Origin of the sequence: uncultured Treponema sp. (assembly GCF_946187725.1) — a bacterium.
Lineage (GTDB): Bacteria > Spirochaetota > Spirochaetia > Treponematales > Treponemataceae > Treponema_D.
The window spans coordinates 74,293-94,865 of sequence record NZ_CAMHSK010000008.1; the positions used below are offsets into that span (position 1 = coordinate 74,293).

The window sequence follows — 20,573 nt, forward strand, 5'->3', positions numbered from 1 at the left end:
AAAAACGGCTGTTATGCCTTATAATGCAATTAAAATATTTATTCTTGGTAGTTATGCAGAAGCAAACGCCGATTATTCCTTGATTCAATTCTTGGGATAGTCGGCGTTTTTTTTGTTCCGGGGGATTATATGACAAAACTTGTTTTTAATGCTGAAACACTTGCAAAGTCGATTAACAGTGAGAACGGAAACGAGATTGTTTTCGAGGAATACTTTGACATTCAGAAGTCAGAAGGGGAGAATCAGAAAGACCCGAAATTCGAGTATTTCAAAAAAAAGATTCTTGACCATTTGGCAGAATTGGAGAAGAAAGAAAATCACTCCATTGCAAAGGCAATCGACATTGACGAGTGGATTCAGAAAGCAAATTTCCCGGTCGGAACTGTAAGAACTTGGAACGGTCAGAAGTTCAAGAAAATCACGCCTAAAAAGTGGGCGCGTGTTTATGAAACTGAAAGCAAGGGCGCAAAACTTGCCGTTGCTGCATTGAGAAGAAAAGCCGCCGCCTGCAGAAACTCGGAAGAACTTTTACAGCTCTGTTTGGAGAACATGGAGCGATTCAGAGATAACAACGGACACCCATTGCCATTCATGCAGGAGTTTTCAGAGTATGTTTCGGGGCTGAATGACGCTCACGAAGGAAAGAAGGGTAAAACCGTTACAGAAGCAAAAGCAAAAAGTGACAGTACCGCAAATATGCAGACAGGCGAAAAAACACAGGAAGCATTTTCAAAACTTGTGGAAGAAGCCACAAAGGAATGTGAAAAGCACGAATTAAACCGGGCTGAAATGCTCAAAAAGCCTATTTCTACAATCCAGAAACACGCCAATTCAAAAGTTGTAGATTTTGAGGGCGGTATTGATGATTTTATCGACTATATGAGAAAAGGACAGCCGAATATCTCAATGCAGGAAGTGGGAAAGGAATTTGCAAAACTCATAAATCACAATATCGCAAGAAAGATTTTTGAAGATTACGACAAAGGCTATTACACAGTCGGAGCAGACGGAATACTTAAAGAAGCAAGCAAGACAAAACCGAAGGAAGAGCCAAAAAAGACAGAGCCTAAACAGGATAACGAGCCGCCGAAAACCGACAATGAGCCAAATAAAAAAGGCATTGAATCTATCCGGGAGAAATATCAATCTTCTTTATCCGTTGAAGGTGACGAAGATGAAATCTATGTCGGTAAGGAAGCAATACAAGGAAAGTGGAAACTTGTAGAAGCTGACGCACCTAGCGCAAGCCATGATGAAATTACTTTCCACAAGACAGAGGGATTCCCGACCGCAAAAGACGGTAGCACGGTAAATGATAGAGATTATGAGCATGACACAGCAGCACAGGAAACTGTAATCGACATTGCTTCTGATTTTGACGGCAGGGCTTTAGGCTTTGATTCTCCAATCGTTGTTACACAGGACGGCGTTGTTACATCTGGAAATAACCGCACAATGTCTAGCAAGATTGCCGCAAGAAAAGGAACTGATACAAAGTACATTGAAGCATTGAAAAAACGCGCTAAGAAGTTCGGCTTCTCTGCTGATGATGTGGCAAAGTTCAAGCACCCTCGTGTAGTTTTTGAAACAGAGCATACAGGCGACTACACGACAAGCGAATTCGCAAAATACAACGAATCGGGTAAAAAGGCTATGAATCCTGTTGAAAAAGCCGTAAAAGTTTCAAAGATGATTCAGCCACAGACCATTGAAGATGTAGCAAGTATTATCGGCGAATTTGACACTATGGGCGATTTGTACGCTGATAAAAAAGCAAGTCAGAGTATTTTTAATACGCTCATTCAGTCAAACATCATTCAGAAAACAGACCTTCCGCAGTATTACAGTGACAACACGGTAACAGCATCCGGCAAGGAATTTTTGGAAACTGTATTGATTGGTAGCGTTATAAACGAAACAAACATCAGAAACTTAAACACAGAGGGCGGACGCTCAATCAGACAGAAACTTGTAAGGGCAATTACTCCATTGATTGAAAACAAGGGAATGAAAGGTTACTCAATCAATAAAGAGCTGAACGAAGCTGTAGGTATTGCTATTGAGGTGGCACACCATAAAGACCAATTCCCGAATGTGGAAGCATTTTCTAAGCAGCAGGATATGTTTAGAAAACTTGACCCGGTATCACTTGAACTTGCAAAGAAACTTGAAGGAACGCAGAAAGGTTTTGCGGAATTCATGCTTGATATGAACGGCGGATTAAGACCAGCCGCAAACGGTGAGGTTGATATTTTCTTGGGCGAATGTGAGAGCAAAGAAGATATTGTAACCCGTGTATTGAACATCAAAAAGACTGTAGAAAAGGCATTAAACCGATTCTTTAGGATTTTTGGAACAACAATGTAATTAAGGCAAGGAAGGAGATATAGCAATATGAATCTTGTTGTAAACATGGCGAAATTGAAACAGGCGGGATTTGGTGACATTATTGAAAAGGCACAGAAAAAGAACTTTTCCGTATGGCACACAAAGAACGGAGATATACCGATGAAAAAAGTCGGTGAAAAATGGGTGCCTGCTAATATCGGACAGGGCAATTCTGCAAGTGATACAGAAATCCAAAAGCGTAAGCGCGTAGCAGAGATTAAGGCAATGACAAAACGCGGTGACATGATTCGCTTTGAAAGAGAGAAGAAACTTATTGACGGTATGGTTGTCGCAAAAGGTGACGATGGTGTAACAGCAAAGAAAGAAGCGTTTGCTTATCAAGTGCCTTATGAAAATATCAAACAGAATTTGACAAAAGAGGGAACAATAAGCCCGGAAAACTTCAACGCTGCTGATTATCGCAACAAATATCAAGATTCAAAAATTGCCGAATTGGAAAAAGCAAGTAAGGGCGCAGGTGTAAAATACTTCCTTGACAAATACCTTCCGGGTGCAGAAGGAAAGGAAATGTCAAAGAAAGCTGATGAAACCGAATTAAGGGTAAAAAATCAGATTGCAACAGACGGACAGACAATCGACAATTTCAGAATTTCCGGCGAAGGTGTAGACGCTGTTTATTCAGACGAAAGAGCCGCTTTGCATGAGAAAATAATGGACTATTATTTCTCACCAGATAAGATTGCAAAAGCAAAACCGAAGCCCGGACAGAAGCCAATGCTCGTAATGCTCGGTGGAAGAGCGGGCGCGGGTAAATCGTGGTTCACAAATACAGAAGAAGGTGGCTTATACAATCCCGAAGAGTTTATTGTTTTGGACGCAGACGCAATCAAGAGCGGAGTATATGACAAGAACGGTAAAGAATTGTGTCCGCCGCTTCCAGAATACGAAGGTTGGAACGCTGGAACAGTTCACGAAGAATCATCTGACTTAAACAAAAAGCTCATTGATATGGCTATGAAAATGGGGCTGAATGTCATTATTGACGGTACTATGAACAGCCCTAAGAAATCCGTAAAACAGATACAGGATTTCAAGAAAGCCGGGTATTTCACAAGCTGTGATTATATGTTTACGCCAATGCAGGAATCAATGAAAAGAGCCTGCAGCAGATTCAAAACACGCAAAAACGATTATTCTGGGCGTTTTGTTCCGCTCGGTATTATGACCGATATGACACAAAACGAGGACGCTTTTGAAGCTGTAAAAGGCTTGGTAGACAGGTATTCTTTCCGGGATAACTTCAATCAGACAAACGGAATGGCAACATTGATTTGTCAGAAAGGAGATTATTAACACCAAAATTTACTACAAATTATTGCAATAATGCCGATAGTGTAGTATATTATAAGTGGAGGTAGAGGCTATGGAAAAGAAAAACGCAAAAGAATTCATGGAAAAGAACTTCCATAATCCCGAATGGTGGGCTTCTGGCGACTATGCTGACGACCCAAACAAAAAACCTTCTAAGCAGCATACAGACCAATTAGAGCGAATTAAAAACCGCGCTAAAGAAGCTGGGGTAAAACTTTCATAAATGAGATTTTTCGAGCCGTGCAGATAATGTACGGCTTTTATTATCTAGGGGGCTTTTATGAAGATTCATAACGCTATCATCTTTGCTTCAATCAAACATCAGAATCAGAAACGCAAGGGAACGAATCTACCGTACATTGTTCACCCTATGGAAGTAATGCAGATTCTTACGGAAAACGGCTGTAATGAGAATGTAATTGTTGCCGGAATTCTGCATGATACACTTGAAGATACTGATACTACACCACAGGAAATTGAAAAGGAATTCGGAAAAGATATTCTTGCAATAGTCCAGACTGAAAGTGAGGATAAATCAAAGACTTGGAAGGAACGAAAACAGCACACTATTGATTGTCTTAAAACAGATTCACTTGAAACAAAACTTGTTTGTTGTGCTGATAAACTCTCAAATATTCGCAGTATGTATGTTGACTTTCAGAATTGTGGGGCTGAACTCTGGAAGCGTTTTAATGCAAGTAAAGAGGATATAGGGTGGTATTATCATTCCATTGCAGACAATCTTTCGGGGCTTGAAGGTTATAAAATGTATGATGAATTGAAAAAATATGTAGCTATACTGTTTTAATACTATAAAAAGTATTCAATTCTTGACAGCGTATTATTTTGCTGATAAAATAAACATAATTCTTGAAGGGTGAAATCGGGCTTCATGCCCGGCGTAACGAAAGTTACCTAGCCCTTCAAAGAGTTATTAAAATTACAATATTGTGTCGCCTGTAGTGGGCGTGAATAAAAACGATATTCCTTAGAAAAGGCAGTCGGAACACTAAAAAGGTATTAGTGTTTTTGGCTGCTTTTTTTTATTTTGCCTTGCGGTCAGAAGCACTAGGAGCAGGGCAAAAGTGGACTTTTACACTGAAAATGACATTGAAAAATCTCTCTCCAATGTTTATGTTCCCATTATCATTAAGTCTTTCGGTGAAGAGGACGAGGACGGAAACTATATCTTTGAAACCGAAGCCTCTAATGAAAATCTTGACTTGCAGAATCAGATTATCCAGCAGAAAGCACTTACAGACAGTAAAGAATATTTCCTTTCAAACGGCGTAATTTCAGACGACCACCAGCACAAAAGATATGACGCAAGCGGCAATGTAATCAGCGATAAAACAAAGATTATCGGCGAGCCTATTTCAGTAAGAACGGAAGGAACAAGAACATTCGTAAAAGGCAAGCTCTATAGCTATGTAGAAGCTGCAAAGCCTTTTATCGACCTTCTTAAAGCTCATTCAAGCCGTGTAAAGGCAAGTGTGGGCGGTATTAAGCCTATTGTACGCAAAAACAAGGACGGCACAGAAACAGTAACGGCTTTTATGTGGAATGACTTAGCCCTTACTTGTTCGCCTGTAAATTACACGGTAGGTAGTGCCGCTTTTGCTAAATCAATGTCAAATGTCGATTTCTGTAAAGCTCTTTCAGCAGGTTACGGAACAGACGCAGCAACAATGACAGGCGGAAGATGTTTGCAGAAAGAAGATTTAGAAGGTGGAGTAGCAAACAATACGCCGGATAACATCTTGCCTAATGAGATTTCAAAAACAGAAGAAAACGACATTGACGCAATCAATGAGCTTATGGCGGCAATCGCTACAGGCGAAATCAAAACACCACAGAAAATGACTTCTTTCTTGACTGAAAGAGGATATTCAGAGGAAAAAGCGCGGGCTTCTGTCCGCGAAATAATATCACAAGGGGGTCATGTAATTATGGCTAAATCTGTTTTGGAACAGACAAAGAATCTCCTTAAATCGCTTGCGGGTGGCTCTCCTAGCAATGCAGACGATGGCGAGGAGAAGAACAAGAAGCCGGGTGAAAATGTATCACCAGAGAATAACGGTGGCGCAGGTTCAGACAATGGCGGTGAAGGTGGTAATGGTAACAGTGAGGGTGGTGCAGAGCCTAACAACATCACTAAATCATTGCCGGAAGGTTGTGTAGACGCAACAGGCGCGCTTGCTGCAATTCTTGCAGAAGTAAAAAAGAGCAATGACGCAGTTGCAGCACTCACAAAGCGCATGGATGGCTATGAAGCACAGCAGGAAGATGTTTCAAAGTCTATTCTCGAAGTTGCCGGAAGCGTTGCACAGATTGCAAACACTCCACTTCCTACAAAGACAGCTACTTCTATCCAGAAGTCAGATGTCGGAAATGGTGCTTCTGCAAACGGAAACGACAATCCTTTGCGTCCTACCGTAGAAGATTATCAGATTGTAAAAAGCGCACTCAATGCCGCTTTCAAGGACAGAGCAAACACAGGTTTGACACTTGAAAAGTCTGAACATCTTTCTTCTGCTTTCAACAAGGCGGTTCATGGCGGAAAAATCAGCCGTGAAGATTTCAACGAAATTTCGGGCTATGTACGCAAGTACAAAGCATAAACAGGGGGAATACGAATGATTTTTGACGAAGGTGTAAATGTCGAAGGGCTTTTCGATAACGCTAATCAAGCGACTCTTCAGAAAGCACTCGAAGCCGGATATGGTACAGACGCGTCACAGTTTACAGACGGACGCGCATTGCAGCCGGAAGATTTGGAATCAACACTTGTAAATGTGCTTGATGTTTTGCAGGACGATTGTAAGGTATTCAATTCAATCTACCGTCAGCCGTCAAAGTCTACTGTACATCAGTACAACAGACGCACAGGCGTTGGCGATGATGAATTCAACTTCATCGGCGAAGGTGAGGAAATCCGCGAAGGTGACCAAGACATCGAGCGTAAAATCCTCGAACAGAAGTACATCGGTACTATCGGACGCATTACAAAGCAGGCTGAACTCGTTGAAAGCATGGAAGATATGTACAACGCAGAAAAAGTCGCTTGTACAATGCGTGTCGTAAAATCTGCCGAGCGTGCTTTCTTCCATGGAAACAGTGCAGTTGTTCCTAAACAGTTTGACGGTTTCCAGAAAATTATCGAGGATTCGGCTTACGACACAACAAAAGAAGCCCGCCTCCGCTCTACAGTTGCAGACCTTCGCGGTTACGAAATCGGTGAAGAAGTTGCTTCTGGCGATGAAGCTATTCTCACAGGCGAAGATTTGTTTGATGAAGTAGCTGATACTGTTTATGAAAAGGGTGGTGACTTGAAAAAAGCATTGTTCCCTCCTGTTATCGCAAGACAGTTCCGCTCTCTCTTCAATGACAAGCTCCGCTACACACCAGAGGACGAACATACAGGTCTTAAACGCCTGCCGGATATTGTCGCTTCTTGTGGCTCTTCTATCCGCATACAGGGCAAAGACGCTGGTACAGATAAGATGTTCCATGTAAAGGGTAAAGTTGTTGCTAAGGGTGATTCAACAAAACGCCCTAACGCTCCTTCTACAGTAACACTTACTGTAAACGCTTCTCCTACTCGTGCAGAATCACAGTTCGGCACAAATGATGCAGGTGATTACATCTATGCAGTTCATGCCGTAAACTCATACGGTATTTCAGCCGCAAAAGCCGCAGCCGCAGCCGTTACAGTTGCAGCAGGTAAGAGTGTTACAATCACTATTACCCCGGATTCAAACGGCGCAAGAGCTACAGGATTCATCATCACTCGCTCTAAAGCTGACGGTTCTGAACTTATGGAAATGTGTTCAATCGGTGCAGCAGTTGAAGGAAACACAACATACGAAGATGTTAACTCAGAACTTCCGGGTACAGCTTCTATTATCCTTCTTTCTGAAATCACTCGTGACGCTAAGGCAAACATCGCCTTTACACAGCTCATGGGTCTTTCAACATTCCCGCTTCCTACAAACGATTCTCTCGCAAAACGCTTTGCAGTTGCACTCTTCGGTGCGCTTAAAGTTGGTGCGCCGGAATTCTGTGCTGAAATCAAGAATATTGGTTACAGAGGAGGCTTGTACTAATGGCTAAAGGTAGAACAGTTAAAACGCTGGCTAATGCTGCTTCTACCGCCGTTGATACAAAAAAAATCTTGTCTGATTTGTCAGCTATGGCAGATACAGACAAGGTTACTGTTGTATCAGAAAAACGCGCGGGGAAAACAATCATTGGTATTGGCGCAAATCCCGTAGTTTTTGACGCTGACGGAAAAGCAGAAGTAACAGCTCTTGAAGCAAAGTATTTCTTGACAATTCCGGGCTTCAACCTCGACGGTGCAGCAGAAGCAAACGCTGACGCTGAAAAGAGCGAAAGCAAAGACGGTTCTGATTCTTCATCAGAAACAACAACAGACACCGAGAAATCGGACGGCGGCAAGGCAGACGCAAACACAGCAGAAGCAAACGCTGACGCTGAAAAGAGCGAAAGCAAGAAAGCCGCAAAAGGCAATAAATAAATGATAACCGCAGAAGCGACAAGTACAAGAATTATCCTCACGCTGGCAAACAGCAACGCTGAATCTTTCAGACTTGAAAGGTCATTCTATAAGGAAAACGCTTGGTACACTTGGACTTCTGACGGTTGGATTTTAAATACTGAATCACCTGTTGTTCTTCCTATTTCAGCAGGTGATTTCATTGATTCTTCTAATCTTGAAGATGGTTTATACGAATATCGTTTTGTAGATTCATCTGTAGAAGTTCCTACAGGCGATATGTACGAATACTCAAAATGGGTGAAATTCGGCGAGAATGTAGATTGTATTGGTTACACATTCAACAATTACAATGCGCCGGAAGGTTCTTGGGGTGTTCCTGTAACTCCCGATGATATTAGATACACCTATCTTTGGGGAACTGATTTTAAGGCTACAAACGGACAGCAATTTAAGGACGAGCAGACACAGTATTTTATTGACGCTGCAATAACAGAATTGGAGCGTGAATTGAATATCTGTATCAGAAGAAAAGTTATCCGATGTAACCCGGATAAGAGAGGACTTGTAAGGACAACAAGAACAAGAAAAGGCGATTATGATTTGGAAGAGCCGCCTTATAAATTCAGACAGGAAGAAATTGTAAGCCGTGGACGAATTACAACACGGCAAAGACCTATTATTAAGGTTACAAAATGCGAATTACTCAACGCCGCTGAAAATCCTATGGATTTGTTGCCTACTTCATATCTTGAAAAAGACAAGGGCGTTATTAACTTTATGCAAAGACCGTGGCGCAGAAGCGACACTTTCAATAATGTTTCAAAAGTGCTTTATCCATACGGCGAGCAGACTTTAAGAAATTACTATTTCTATGCCGTTGACTATGAAGCCGGATTTGAAACAAGTGACGATATTCCAGACGATTTAAGACAGATTATCGGCAAGGCTTGTGCTATTTCACTTCTTAATATCATCGGTGACGGCTTGATGTCGGGATTCTCTTCAAGTTCATTGAGCATGGACGGTATTTCAGAATCGTTCAGCTCTACACAGTCGGCTACAAGTGCCTATTTCGGTGCGCGTATTGCTGTGTACCAGAAAGAAGTGCAGGAATATATCAAGAATAATAAATACAAGTTCAGACACTTTCCTATCAGAAGTATTTAATAAATTGGGGGTATCAGCATGAAGCCGTGGGAACTCTACAATTACCAGAAGGATATAGACTACAAGACAAATACTTTTGATTACGATTGGCGCGTAAAAGTTGAGCATGAGGATAAGGCAATCTATGTCTTTTCGCAGTTCTCAACTTCAATCATTGATTGGATTGTAAACTTCCTTTTCTTCTTCATTCCGCAGGTTAGACAGTGGTATATGTATTTTGCCTGTTTAGGCTGGCAGACTACTTTCAATTCTTGCAAGGGCTTGATGATGAATGAGGTTTTAATGGCAATGAACACCTTCCCGGATTATAAGGTGGTTTGTTGCGGTCATTCATACGGCGGTGCAGGCTCTGTATTGGTAGGAATAGAAATCTTCTTTCAGTCGGGAAGAAAGCCGGATTTAATTACTTGGGGTGCGCCTAAGCCGTTGGTTTTCTTCTTTACAAAGCTGATTTGCAGATTGTTTTTCGGTACTGTTTGGCAGTTCGCGCATTGGTGCGACATTGTGACTTATATGCCGCCATTGCTCGGATATTGGAACATTAAGGTTATCAGAATCGGCGATTTCAGCTTTAAGAAACTGTTTAATCCTCGTGAATACCATACTTGCTATGGTGACGAATCTTTATATAAGGATATTAAAGGTTATGATTTTTGAGCAGGTGCAGAACATTCTTAACGGTGGTGTTCAGACATTACAGAAATCAGATTTCTCAAACTATGCACTTTCGGAGCAGGTGAAATGTGTGCTTAATAAGTCATACATTCCACAGGAAAATACCGTTGAAAAATCGTTACTATCTGCTGAAAGCATACAGAAAGCAAAGCCTGCAGGCAGAAATTGGGGGCAGTTGATACCTGTAAGAAAAATGAACGCAGCCGGGCGAATGGTTACATATTGGGAAAGCCCGGAAGATAGAAACGAAGGGAAAATGAAGGGTGCGCAGAATCTTTTTGACATTGACGAATTGGACGCGCCTGCTTCTGACAATGATTATTACGGTCAGTGGGATAAAGACGCGGAAGAATATCAGATTAAGCCATTGATTATGAAATTCTCTGAATACAATCCGGCTCTTGCAAAGCGTATGGAAGAGAAATACAAGGGGTATCAGTGGGATAGAGAAACAAGAGATTTGGATATAAAACTCGACTATGAAACTCTGGACTACATGAGAAGGGCAAAGAACGAGCCGGACTATGCTAAAGAGTGGCAGGAAGAGTACAACGAAAAGACAGACAGAACTTGCAAAATGCTGAATAACCGTAAATTGGCAATGGCAAGATTGAAGGTCGGTAGCAAGGTTTCTTATAACGGAAAGCCGGGAAAGATTACAGGATTTTCAAAGCGCGGCTATCCGAATGTAGACTTCAACGGAGTTGTAAGGACTTGTTTTGTTGAAGAAATTGCGGATATTGAAGCGTTGGAGAAGAAACTTAACGCAAAGGCTGCATAAATAAGCGTATACAGAAATATTTCTGAATACATAAATCAATTTAGGGGGTGTTTTTATGGCACTTGGTAAATTAAAGAAAGGTTGTCCTTATGGTAAGGAGATTGCAAAAGAGATTGAAGCAGGCGGAAACGAGCAGCTTAACGCAAGAGTTACAGAGCTTGAAGAAACTGTAGAATCTCTTACAACAGCCCTTGCCGCCGTTCTTGCAGCAGACAAGACAACAGACAACGGAAAGACTTTGCAGATTGATTCTAACGGCGTTGTTGCGCTTGTTACTGTGTAAGTTTTCTTTTTACCCGGTCTTACTTTGCGTAATTCCGGGGCATTTATTTTGAGGTTTTAGTATGGGTCAAGGACTTGGAGAAAATAGCCCTGTAGTTTTAAGTTTAGGGCGTGCAAACTATGAAGCTCTCATTAAGCGTCACGGTCAGTGGGTACGGTGGCGGACGGCTGCAATGTGTCCTTGTGTCGAAAAGAATACGCAACAGCCCGACCCACATTGCGAGAAGTGCGGCGGACGCGGTTATATTTACGGCAATCAGAAAGAGCAGGTTTTACAGACAACGGCAACGGTAGACCTTAACGGAATTCTTACCGTTTCAGAAGATTATACAAATGATTCTCTTGTAAAGGTTTACGACCAGAGCGGAAAGGTTTACAGCAACGCCAGAAAATACGGACAGTTTATTGATTTGAACACTGATAGATTTGTAAGGGGTTCATACTACAATGTAGTTCTGAATCGTGAGCTTGCAAAGACTATTGAAAATACAATTCTTGAAGATTGCGGCGGAAACTATTATAAAGTTCCGGGAATTGAATCTAAACGGCTGAATATTGAGGGCATTTATTACACCGCGCCAGCAGATATTTTGAGCATTGAAAGTGTTACTGATGAAGAAGGTGAGGAATTCGAGGTTGAGCAATACCGATTAAACCTTGCATATATTCCGCCAAAGATTGTTGAAGATGAAGAAACCGGGGAAGAAACGGAAGTTTACCCGACAGGAAATTTGACGGCAAAAAATATCAAGTATATTGAGCCGTTCACTTTTGCCGTGCTGAATCAGAATCTTAATAAGGTTGACATTGCACAAATGGAAGCTGCTCACGGTGACGCAGTTGTGACATTCCCTTATTCCTGTGATGTTTCGGAAAATGATGTTTTGACGGTTTTAGCAGGAACAATCACACAGAAATCTATGATTGTGCGAACAAAAAAAGACTATGACACAATCCCGGCTTTTTTCATTGAAAGTATTGTGAAGATAATCGGAAAGGAAAGTGAATTTGAAAACGGCGTTGATTATGTTCTTGTCGGTACGAATTCTATTAAGTGGATTTCTGACAATAAGCCGGATAGTGGCGAAGGATATTCAATCATCTATAAGGTTTATCCAACTTATACGGTTGTAAAGAATATCCCACAATTAAGAAGCTCTGAAAATCAGCGATTCCCGAAGAAAGCAATCGTACAGCTTATGAGCAGTTATAGCGAAACAAGGGGAGTGAACAGGCAATGACCGAAGGTATTAAAATACAGATAAACGGAGAAGCTGGACTTCAAAAGTTGTTTCATCTTGCTGCCACAGGTGATAGCGAGGCATTAAAGGGATTGCCATTTACTCAATCTGAATTAGCTGATTGTGCCTTGACGATACAAAATACATGGAAGAATTGGGCTATGGGTAATTCTATATCAACCTATGCAACAATGCTAATCCCACCATGTCCTAAGCCAGACCCGAAACTTGCCGATAGCATAAAACAGCAGAAAACAGGAGTTTTTGAATATACGATTTTCAGCGACCATCCTTTAATGGCGCAGTACCAGAATGGTGAAGATTATACTATAGATATGAAAGCTCCCAATAGTCCGTGGTTAAACGGAAAGAAAAGCCGACTGAATAAAAAAGACGGTTCGCCTTATTTGATTGTTCCGTTCTCTTGGGGAACAGGTACAGGACATTTTAGAAATGTCGTTCCGGCTGGAATACTAAAAGCATTAAGAAGCCGGGCTTTATCTTCACGCTTGCCGACAATGCACACAGAGCCAAACGCAAGGGGCGAGGACATCTTGCGACATGAATATAATTGGGGCGGCAGAGTTTCGGAAGATGAAGCGCAGCACACCGACAAGAACGGCAATTTGACAGGATATGACGCTGGAATGGTGCGCATGGAAGATAGCGCATACAAAAACGGCAATCACGGTACATATTTTACTTTCCGTGTCATAAGCGCAAAAGCTGACGCTGACAAATGGATTCAGCATAGGCATAGAGAGGGTATAGATTTTAAGGGAGAGTTGAAAAAGCAATACGAATATATCTTCAATCAGAGAATAGCAGAAGCTATGAGGGCTGATTGGGAGCGATTTCAAGGCAGTTGATTAAATTGACAACAGGGGCTTTTTGCTTTAATATAGAATAAATTACAGTGCCATAATTGGTATGTTACATCTGTATTCCTTATGAAAGGCAGCAGGGGTAGAAACACGGAATTCCGCGTTTTTATCTGTGCTGCCTTTTTTGTTGCACGAAAAAAAAGGAATAGCGGACATGGCACGATACTATCTTAATCGCGGTATCATTCTTGAACAAGTTATAGTTTCCCTTATACATGACTATCTGGAAGCCATAGACGCAGATAATCTTTATCAGAATTTCCACATCGAAGCAACAAACAGACACCCTTTTGCAAGTCTTTATCTGCATAACACAAAGACTGTAGCAGACAGTTTCCCTTCAATAACAGTTACAACGGCAACGGACGACAAAACACCCGCTCTGGAAGAATTGAAAGCATGGGTAACGCCTGTTGCTTTTACTGATGAAGATATTGACGATTGGGCAAGCAACACATACGACAGCGATTTCAAAGATTCAAACGGACATATCGTAAAAGCAGGTAAGAAGATTCCGGGATTATGTGCAGTCACATCAAAAGATGTTATCAAGGAATTAAAGAAGGTCACAAAGAAGCAGGGCGAAGTTTACGGAAATAAGATTGAGATACGAAGGACAGACAGAATTTCCGTTGAAATCTGGGCTGACAATGAGCAGGTAAAAAATGAGGTTTACGAAGTCTTACGGCTTTTTATTGCCGGGGATTTAAGGCAGATTCTTTCCGAAAGATATAACTTTTTCGACCCGCTTATTGACGATGGAAGCGTACACGGTCAGCGAAGCAATAACTACAACATGGATTTTGACATTGCACTTTCCGGGGCAATGATTACTTTTGATGTGAATTATCTTATCGCGCAAGTCGTACTCGACACCGACAAGGCAAAGATAAGTCAAGATATAGAAGCGGAGGCACATAACTATGTCAAACACAACTAAGGCAGATAACGCCACCAGCACGACAATAACTCTGAAAAAAGAGAAAAAAATGGGTGTTGTGCGTTTTCTGCAAAAGAATCCGCAGAAAAGCGGAATTGAGGCAATACTGAAATGCGAATACGCGTCAGTATCGAAAACAGAAACAGAGTGGAAAGCGATTGTTGACCAGCTCTTGAGTACAAAAGTAAGGTAGGAGGCAAAAAATGGGTGTAAGTCCAGCAGTATTTGAATCGGCGGGCAAAAAGACAGAACATCTTATTCCAGGCGTTTATACTCGTAGAAATACGGTTGCTGCAACTACCGGGCTTGGTGATGACAAGCTCGTAGTAATGGGTGTTTCAAGTGCGGGTAAACCGCGAACACTTCTTAAATTCGCTACTCCGGCAGATGCAAAAAATGCTCTTCTCGGTGGTGAATTGCTCAACGGTGTTCTTCACGCGTTCAACGGCTCGAATGACTTTGTTCCGCAGTATGTTTACGGTTATATCGTAAACAGCAACACACAGGCAACACTTGTAATGAAAAACGGCGATAATCCAATTATCAATGTTAAGTCAAGTATTTACGGTGTTCCTGCTAATCAGCTTAAACTCTGGCTGAAAAGCGGCACAACAGGAAAGAAGCTGATGTATTCTTTCAAAGGAAACGAAGGAAGCATTGATAACATCGAACGCCCTTCTTTCTCAATCATCTATAACGGTGACGGTACATCTCCGAAGTGTACAATCACATCTACAGGAATCAAACTTGAAGCATTGGAAGAGGGCGAGGCTGTTGATGTTTTTGAATTCGCTTGGACTGATATTGAAACCGTTTCTGAACTCGTTTCAAGAATCAACGACACAGACATTTACACTGCAACTCTTCTTGATTTGACAGAAGGTGCTGCAACAAAAGAGCTTGATGTTTGCTCTGCAACAGCTCTTTCTACAACCGCAACAAAGTTCTACAGCAATGTACAGGCTTTGATTGAGGCTCTGGAAAAAGTTCAGTACATCGGAAGCGGAAACGCTGAACTTGCAGAAAATGCAAGCCGTATCTTGCCGGACAATAATGACGGCTATGTATATTTCAGCGGTGCAGCAGCAGGCACTTCTACTGTAGGCGATTGGTCAGACGCTCTTGACGCTCTTGCAAAAGAGAAGATTCAGTCTATTACCACACCGTCAACAGACAAGAAAATCCATGTTCTTATTTCTAATCACTGTGCTTCTTGCAATACAGTTGCGCAGAAGAAAGAAAGAATGTTCCTTGTTGGTATGGCTTATGGCTCAACTCTGGAACAGGGAATTGCGGAAGCTGCTGAATTGAATTCAGAATACGGCTCACTTGTCATTAACGGCATGAAAGCAAGTAACCCGCTGACAGGTGAAAGCGAATACATGAGCGGTGCATTGCTCGCTTGTAAAGCCGCAGGTATGGAAAACTCAATGGGTAGCGGTAATCCGCTGACAAATAAGGTAATCAAAGTAACCGAATTCACAGGTTCAGACGATTACGAAACAATGATTGCAAACGGTATTATGCCGTTCGGCAAGAATGATGATGATAACCTTGTTTGTATTCGTGCCATGACTACATATCAGAGTGACAACCTTGCTCTGAACGAGCGTTCTTGTGTTCGTGAAGCTCTGTTCATGGATAGAGATTTCCGCGCTGCATATTCACGCAAAATCGGTACAAATGACGCGCCGGACGAGAGCGACATTAAGGGAATCCTTATTGCTCGCGCCGAAGAGTGGTACAAGTCGGGTCTGATTACAAAGAACGACAAACAGGAAGATGTTTTCAACATCAGAGTTCGCTTTGACGCTGATAAAACTTATGTTGAGTATGACAGATTCTTGCGTACTCCGAATAACTTCATCTTCGGAACAAGCAACAATCTGCTCTACAAGAGCGAGGAGTAACAAATGGCAAATATTACGCAGAACGGAAACCTTATCACAAAAGGTACAGACTGTTATGTATATGTTGACTTTCAAGACGATTCCGGGGCTGGGGCAGAGAAAATCGGTCTTTCTTCTGAATACAGCGCAACAAAGGACATGGAAGTTCAGAAAGCCAATGTATTGGGTGAAATCGTTCCTGTATCGGTTGATATTGTCGGTATCAATGCCACAATTCACCTTTCTGGACTTATCCCGGCAAAGAATGTTTCAAGCGAATATTACACAGACGGAAAGAGCGTCAAAAACTTCAACCCGGATGCGAAGAAAATCATTTCCGGCGAAAACGGCGCAAAGATTCCTTATATCTGCTTGAAAGACAAGAAGAGCGGCTCAATTATCGGTTACGGTACATGGGGTGTTCCTTCTCGTTATTCAGAAAATACACAGGGTAAAAACTATGTGCAGGTTTCTGTAGACATTCAGCTTGTGGACTACAAGAACGGTGCGGACTACGAGCAGGTATTGTAACGAATAAAAGGCAGGGCGTTGAAATATATGCCCTGTCTTAAAACCTTTTTTTTGGGAGTAACTAAATGGCTAAAGCAGACGAAAAAGAATTTGAAATCTCTGACGAAATCGTAGAGAAAGAAGAAGAGAGTACAGAACAGCAGAAAGATGATATTTTCTATGCTATCATCTTGGGAAAACAGATAACAAAGACTATCCACACTTCACGCGGCGACTTTGTTGTGAAATTCCCGAAAGAAAAAGACAGAACGGCTATTGATTTGTTGGAAGCAAGCAGAAGGGGCGGTGTACCTGTAGAAAGTTTCACTCCGGCTGCAAACAGCAGATTGAATGAGATTGCGACACTTGATATTGTCGTGATTGACGGTGCAGATTGGTATAAGGCTGCAAAACAGAGAAACAAAAACTTTTCATGGGGGGATATGCCAGATACGGAATTCGTTGATTCGCTTTTCGTTGAGGCATGGACATTTTTTCAGAAAGTGCAGTCAATGTTTTCAGACAATAAAGAATCAGAAAATACAGAAAAGGCTCACAAAAAAGACATTTCTGAAACTGTGGGCGGCGGTTTATTTTCGGGTTCTGCCACAACAGGTAAACGCGATTGACGAGGATTATCTGGAACTTGTATATAACTTTGCGAATACCTACACAGAAGAGGGAATTCGTGAATGGTACAGGGATATAAACAAGGAAGATTCAAACACAGAGGATTCAACGGATAATCTGCTTGATTTGGGTTATACTTGGAAAGAAATTCTTGAAATGCAGGGTACGGATAATCAAGAAAACGAATAAATCAAACGGTCGGTTTTGCGCTGACCGTTTTTTTATCTTCTATTATAATAGGCAAGTTCGCAAAGCGATTCTATTTTTTTGTAGGCTTCTTTATATTTATCGCCTGTAAAATACTTCTCTGTATCGTGAGCCATAAAGTAATCAGCAAGTTCTTCCATCTGGGCTGAATTGATTGCTTTCCATTCTTCAAAATCAGATGAAGAAAGAATTTCGTCACACCATAATTTTACATCAGCCTGCAGGCAGTTATAACCTGTAATTTCCTTACATTTTTTACAGTCCATATCCATAGAGCAACTATAACCGTTTGCTTTGAATATTTTTGCGAGGTCAATTTTTGTCATTTTGTTTTTCTCCTGCAATCAGTTCTAGCTTTTTTATCTGGTGTTTGTAGTACATTATTCTAAGAGGTCTTAGAAACATATCCCAAGCAAAACCGCGATTCCTTAAAAAACGGATTATCATATTTAGTAATTTAATTTCATCTTTCGCTTCTTCTGGTGTAAAATCTCTCATAGTTTATTCTCCTTTTTTATACATCATAATCATTTTACCTTTGTAAAAGATTTTACACTCTGTATGCTTATCCTTAAAACAGTCCAAAGCATAATGGAACATTTCTTTCTTGTTATTAAAACAAACTTCAAGCATTTCTAACGCTCCACTTTTACATTTTAACGCAATATCATAATGTCTCATATTTCCCTCCTTTATTCTCATTGCGCTTATTCTCCAATAATTCCCTAAAGGCGGCTGCCATACACCTTGCTTTTTCAAGCCCCTCTCTCGGTTTATGACCGTCATAAGTCATAGTTTTATAAATCTCACAGACCTCTTTTATTTCTTCTTCTTTTTCTTTACTCATGATTCAAACTCCCACTTCTCGAGTTTTATCTTATCTTTACATTCGTTTTCACGAAGTCTACAACAAAGGTCAGCTCCACCCGCCCAATAGTGATGTTTGCAATTCTCGCAACACTTCATTTTCTCTATCTGTGCTTCAAGTTCGGCAATACGCTTTTCTCTTGGCTCGGCACTGTCTATATAAACTTGTGATATCAATTCAGCGATATTTTTATTTGTGTTATAGAATTTTCTGAAATGTTCTTTGCCTTTTGTTTCAGCGTATTCTTCTGCTTCTTGTTTTAATATCTCTTTTGTCATTTATTTTACCTTTTCCAAAATCAATTTGATAATATCACTTTCGCTTATTTCACCTACGACAGGGAAGTGTTCAGAATCTTTAATTACTTCTTTTCTGTTGTAGTGGGCTAAACGAATGTGAAAACTTCCGCCGATATTTTCTACTTCAATACATTTTGAATGAAGATAAAAGAAGTATCTTTCATAGGACGGAACATAGCCGTTACGGTATATTTTCATATTCTCTACCCTAAATATGCATCTTCGCAATCTTCCATGCAATCAACTAAGTCACTTAAAAACGGATATTCTTTTATCCTGTTTTCTTTTGCCATTTGTATGAAAGCCGGAAGCTCAATAAACAGGGCGTTTTTTAATCCGACACAGCGGATATAAAAGTGAAGTGATTTAAAAAAGCGTCTTAACATAGTTCGTTTTCTCCATTTGCGAATTTCTATTCTTGCGCTTAATGGCGTTCCAAGTGTTGAAGCTTCAAATTCGGCTCTTTGCAATATTGGAATAGCTGCATTAAGCAACTTGTCTAATCTTGTGTTATCTGGAAGGTTTAACAAACGACATAGTTTATTGTATTTATCACTCGTCATGTTTACTCACCTCGCTTTTTAATTCTTCTTCATCAAGTTCAATGAACATCTTCCAAGTTTTTACTATTCCTCTTACTCCACCAACAACAAAACTTATCGGCATAGTAATAAAATAAACAGGAAAGGCAATACATTTAGCAAGAATGATTTTTGTTTTTGTTGTCATTTTATACCTCGCTTAGAAAGCTCTTCTGAAAATGGAATCATCAGCGGGCTTCCATTCTTTGTAATTTACCCATTTTCTTTGTATTATCGGGAATCTATCGGCTACTATAATTTCAACATCTATAAAACAATATAAACGATTATGAATAAGATTCTTGATTTTTCCGCTATGGTGCATAAAGTCACGAGCAAACCTGTTCCAAATATCTAAATCTTCTTTATCTTTGATTGATAATGATACGCCATCGACATAGTTCAGAGTTCCGTTTGCAAGAAAAATATAATCCACAAACTCTTTGACATTACCATAAACAATTACATTTTCTATATTCGGATAATGTTCTTTATAATACTTTGCCAGAGCATCCACATTGCAGAATTCAAAAGGTTCTCCACCTGTAAGGAACAGTGTTTCACAGTTCTTTAATTCATCTTCCGTAACAAGTGGAATATCATCTAAAGAATAACATTTATTGCAGCAATTAGGGCAATGTCTTGAACAGAGATTTGTTACCATAAGGTGTATTTTCTTTGATGTTTCTTCTGTCTTTTCGTTTAAGATACTCATTATTCCTCTCTTTTTCAGTTGTTAAGTAATCCTTTACAACTGACTTTTATTTGAATTAAGAAAATCCACGGTATTCTTTAGAATATCTTTCACTTCGTCAGAATAGCCGAATCTGCTTTGATTGATTTCGATTGACCTGTAGATATTGCCGTCTGCATGGCGTTCTGAACTTGCTTTCCAATCACAGAGCATTTCCAGAAGGTCAAGCAATGTCATGTCTTTTATGCCGTTTGCGAAATGTTCCGGGTGGTGTCTGTTATTCTTGTAGTGAATATCAAGAGCAGGTTTTAGCCCGGCAAGAAAACTTTTGTATTCCTCGCTTCCATAGGTACAATGCTTCAATTTTGGTGTGTATTCATCAAACATCGCTTTTTCGGTTTTGTCATGGATTTTGTCAAAATCATGCAGCTTTGCTTTTCTTGCAAGTTCTTTCTTGCAGATAGCAAGATAATAGGCAACGCGCTTAATATGTTTTCTTGTGTCGTTTTTGCTGTCGTATTTTTTCATTATTTTTGTTCCTTATCAAAGAGTTTTACAAAACACTCCGTACAGATATGTTTATGAATATGGCTACTGTTTCCTCTCAATCTGTCTGGAATGTTTTCTACAATGTGAGAAAGGTGTTTACTTGTGACGGTAAACTCGCTTTCTTCTTTTCCGCATAA

28 protein-coding genes are annotated in these 20,573 nt (G+C 40.6%); 18 read left to right on the forward strand and 10 right to left on the reverse strand.

The window, feature by feature from the left end:
* The first annotated feature begins 129 nt into the window (after positions 1–129).
* From Q0Q74_RS05180 to Q0Q74_RS05265, 18 genes are all read left to right on the forward strand, one after another.
* Entirely contained in the window at positions 130–2,367 is a 2,238-nt protein-coding gene (locus Q0Q74_RS05180; protein ID WP_294429167.1) for a hypothetical protein, read from the forward strand.
* Between the two features lie 27 nt (positions 2,368–2,394).
* Complete coding sequence (locus Q0Q74_RS05185; protein ID WP_294429169.1) at positions 2,395–3,702, forward strand: zeta toxin family protein; 1,308 nt, start codon at positions 2,395–2,397, stop codon at positions 3,700–3,702.
* Between the two features lie 70 nt (positions 3,703–3,772).
* Positions 3,773–3,943, forward strand: a complete 171-nt coding sequence (locus Q0Q74_RS05190) for a hypothetical protein (protein WP_294429170.1) — start codon at positions 3,773–3,775, stop codon at positions 3,941–3,943.
* A gap of 57 nt (positions 3,944–4,000) precedes the next feature.
* Positions 4,001–4,528 carry an HD domain-containing protein gene (locus Q0Q74_RS05195; RefSeq protein ID WP_294429171.1) on the forward strand — a complete coding sequence of 176 codons (528 nt, stop codon included), beginning with the start codon at positions 4,001–4,003 and terminating at the stop codon, positions 4,526–4,528.
* A 277-nt stretch (positions 4,529–4,805) separates the two neighbouring features.
* The gene (locus Q0Q74_RS05200; protein ID WP_294429172.1) at positions 4,806–6,341 is read left to right on the forward strand and encodes a hypothetical protein; all 1,536 of its coding nucleotides are present in this window, start codon (positions 4,806–4,808) and stop codon (positions 6,339–6,341) included.
* Positions 6,342–6,356: 15 nt separating this feature from the next.
* On the forward strand, positions 6,357–7,826 hold the full coding sequence (locus Q0Q74_RS05205; protein ID WP_294429174.1) for a hypothetical protein: 1,470 nt from the start codon (positions 6,357–6,359) through the stop codon (positions 7,824–7,826).
* Entirely contained in the window at positions 7,826–8,257 is a 432-nt protein-coding gene (locus tag Q0Q74_RS05210; RefSeq protein ID WP_294429176.1) for a hypothetical protein, read from the forward strand. Before Q0Q74_RS05205 ends, Q0Q74_RS05210 begins: the two co-directional genes overlap by 1 nt.
* Positions 8,258–9,406 (forward strand): hypothetical protein, encoded by a 1,149-nt coding sequence (locus tag Q0Q74_RS05215; protein ID WP_294429178.1) that lies wholly within the window; start codon positions 8,258–8,260, stop codon positions 9,404–9,406.
* Positions 9,407–9,424: 18 nt separating this feature from the next.
* A complete protein-coding gene (locus Q0Q74_RS05220; protein WP_294429179.1) occupies positions 9,425–10,063 on the forward strand; it encodes a hypothetical protein in 639 nt (212 codons plus the stop codon).
* Complete coding sequence (locus Q0Q74_RS05225; protein WP_294429181.1) at positions 10,053–10,862, forward strand: hypothetical protein; 810 nt, start codon at positions 10,053–10,055, stop codon at positions 10,860–10,862. The genes Q0Q74_RS05220 and Q0Q74_RS05225 overlap by 11 nt, the downstream gene beginning before the upstream one ends.
* 55 nt (positions 10,863–10,917) lie before the next feature.
* Complete coding sequence (locus tag Q0Q74_RS05230; RefSeq protein WP_294429183.1) at positions 10,918–11,145, forward strand: hypothetical protein; 228 nt, start codon at positions 10,918–10,920, stop codon at positions 11,143–11,145.
* Positions 11,146–11,206: 61 nt separating this feature from the next.
* Positions 11,207–12,385, forward strand: coding sequence for a hypothetical protein (locus tag Q0Q74_RS05235; RefSeq protein ID WP_294429184.1), 1,179 nt, complete (start codon positions 11,207–11,209; stop codon positions 12,383–12,385).
* Positions 12,382–13,254: a hypothetical protein gene (locus tag Q0Q74_RS05240; RefSeq protein ID WP_294429185.1), complete on the forward strand. Its 873-nt coding sequence runs from the start codon at positions 12,382–12,384 to the stop codon at positions 13,252–13,254. Before Q0Q74_RS05235 ends, Q0Q74_RS05240 begins: the two co-directional genes overlap by 4 nt.
* A gap of 169 nt (positions 13,255–13,423) precedes the next feature.
* Entirely contained in the window at positions 13,424–14,209 is a 786-nt protein-coding gene (locus Q0Q74_RS05245) for a hypothetical protein (RefSeq protein WP_294429186.1), read from the forward strand.
* Positions 14,193–14,402, forward strand: a complete 210-nt coding sequence (locus Q0Q74_RS05250) for a hypothetical protein (protein ID WP_294429187.1) — start codon at positions 14,193–14,195, stop codon at positions 14,400–14,402. Before Q0Q74_RS05245 ends, Q0Q74_RS05250 begins: the two co-directional genes overlap by 17 nt.
* A gap of 10 nt (positions 14,403–14,412) precedes the next feature.
* Positions 14,413–16,119 (forward strand): hypothetical protein, encoded by a 1,707-nt coding sequence (locus Q0Q74_RS05255; protein ID WP_294429188.1) that lies wholly within the window; start codon positions 14,413–14,415, stop codon positions 16,117–16,119.
* 3 nt (positions 16,120–16,122) lie between these two features.
* Entirely contained in the window at positions 16,123–16,629 is a 507-nt protein-coding gene (locus Q0Q74_RS05260) for a hypothetical protein (protein ID WP_294429189.1), read from the forward strand.
* A 65-nt stretch (positions 16,630–16,694) separates the two neighbouring features.
* Positions 16,695–17,237: a hypothetical protein gene (locus Q0Q74_RS05265; protein WP_294429190.1), complete on the forward strand. Its 543-nt coding sequence runs from the start codon at positions 16,695–16,697 to the stop codon at positions 17,235–17,237.
* A 222-nt stretch (positions 17,238–17,459) separates the two neighbouring features.
* Here Q0Q74_RS05265 and Q0Q74_RS05270 read toward each other — a convergent pair whose 3' ends face one another.
* Genes Q0Q74_RS05270 through Q0Q74_RS05315 form a run of 10 tightly spaced genes read right to left on the reverse strand, consistent with a single transcriptional unit; the run spans position 17,460 to position 20,415 of the window.
* Complete coding sequence (locus Q0Q74_RS05270) at positions 17,460–17,771, reverse strand: hypothetical protein (RefSeq protein WP_294429191.1); 312 nt, start codon at positions 17,769–17,771, stop codon at positions 17,460–17,462.
* Positions 17,758–17,943 (reverse strand): hypothetical protein, encoded by a 186-nt coding sequence (locus tag Q0Q74_RS05275; RefSeq protein ID WP_294429192.1) that lies wholly within the window; start codon positions 17,941–17,943, stop codon positions 17,758–17,760. Before Q0Q74_RS05275 ends, Q0Q74_RS05270 begins: the two co-directional genes overlap by 14 nt.
* A 3-nt stretch (positions 17,944–17,946) precedes the next feature.
* A complete protein-coding gene (locus Q0Q74_RS05280; RefSeq protein WP_294429193.1) occupies positions 17,947–18,126 on the reverse strand; it encodes a hypothetical protein in 180 nt (59 codons plus the stop codon).
* Positions 18,113–18,292, reverse strand: a complete 180-nt coding sequence (locus Q0Q74_RS05285; protein ID WP_294429194.1) for a hypothetical protein — start codon at positions 18,290–18,292, stop codon at positions 18,113–18,115. The genes Q0Q74_RS05280 and Q0Q74_RS05285 overlap by 14 nt, the downstream gene beginning before the upstream one ends.
* Positions 18,289–18,591 carry a hypothetical protein gene (locus Q0Q74_RS05290; RefSeq protein WP_294429195.1) on the reverse strand — a complete coding sequence of 101 codons (303 nt, stop codon included), beginning with the start codon at positions 18,589–18,591 and terminating at the stop codon, positions 18,289–18,291. The genes Q0Q74_RS05285 and Q0Q74_RS05290 overlap by 4 nt, the downstream gene beginning before the upstream one ends.
* Positions 18,592–18,810, reverse strand: a complete 219-nt coding sequence (locus Q0Q74_RS05295) for a hypothetical protein (protein ID WP_294429196.1) — start codon at positions 18,808–18,810, stop codon at positions 18,592–18,594.
* Between the two features lie 5 nt (positions 18,811–18,815).
* Positions 18,816–19,175 carry a hypothetical protein gene (locus tag Q0Q74_RS05300; RefSeq protein WP_294429197.1) on the reverse strand — a complete coding sequence of 120 codons (360 nt, stop codon included), beginning with the start codon at positions 19,173–19,175 and terminating at the stop codon, positions 18,816–18,818.
* Entirely contained in the window at positions 19,165–19,341 is a 177-nt protein-coding gene (locus Q0Q74_RS05305; RefSeq protein WP_294429198.1) for a hypothetical protein, read from the reverse strand. Before Q0Q74_RS05305 ends, Q0Q74_RS05300 begins: the two co-directional genes overlap by 11 nt.
* 12 nt (positions 19,342–19,353) lie before the next feature.
* Complete coding sequence (locus tag Q0Q74_RS05310) at positions 19,354–19,908, reverse strand: hypothetical protein (RefSeq protein WP_294429199.1); 555 nt, start codon at positions 19,906–19,908, stop codon at positions 19,354–19,356.
* 33 nt (positions 19,909–19,941) lie between these two features.
* On the reverse strand, positions 19,942–20,415 hold the full coding sequence (locus Q0Q74_RS05315) for a DUF5662 family protein (RefSeq protein ID WP_294429200.1): 474 nt from the start codon (positions 20,413–20,415) through the stop codon (positions 19,942–19,944).
* Positions 20,416–20,573: the final 158 nt, after the last annotated feature.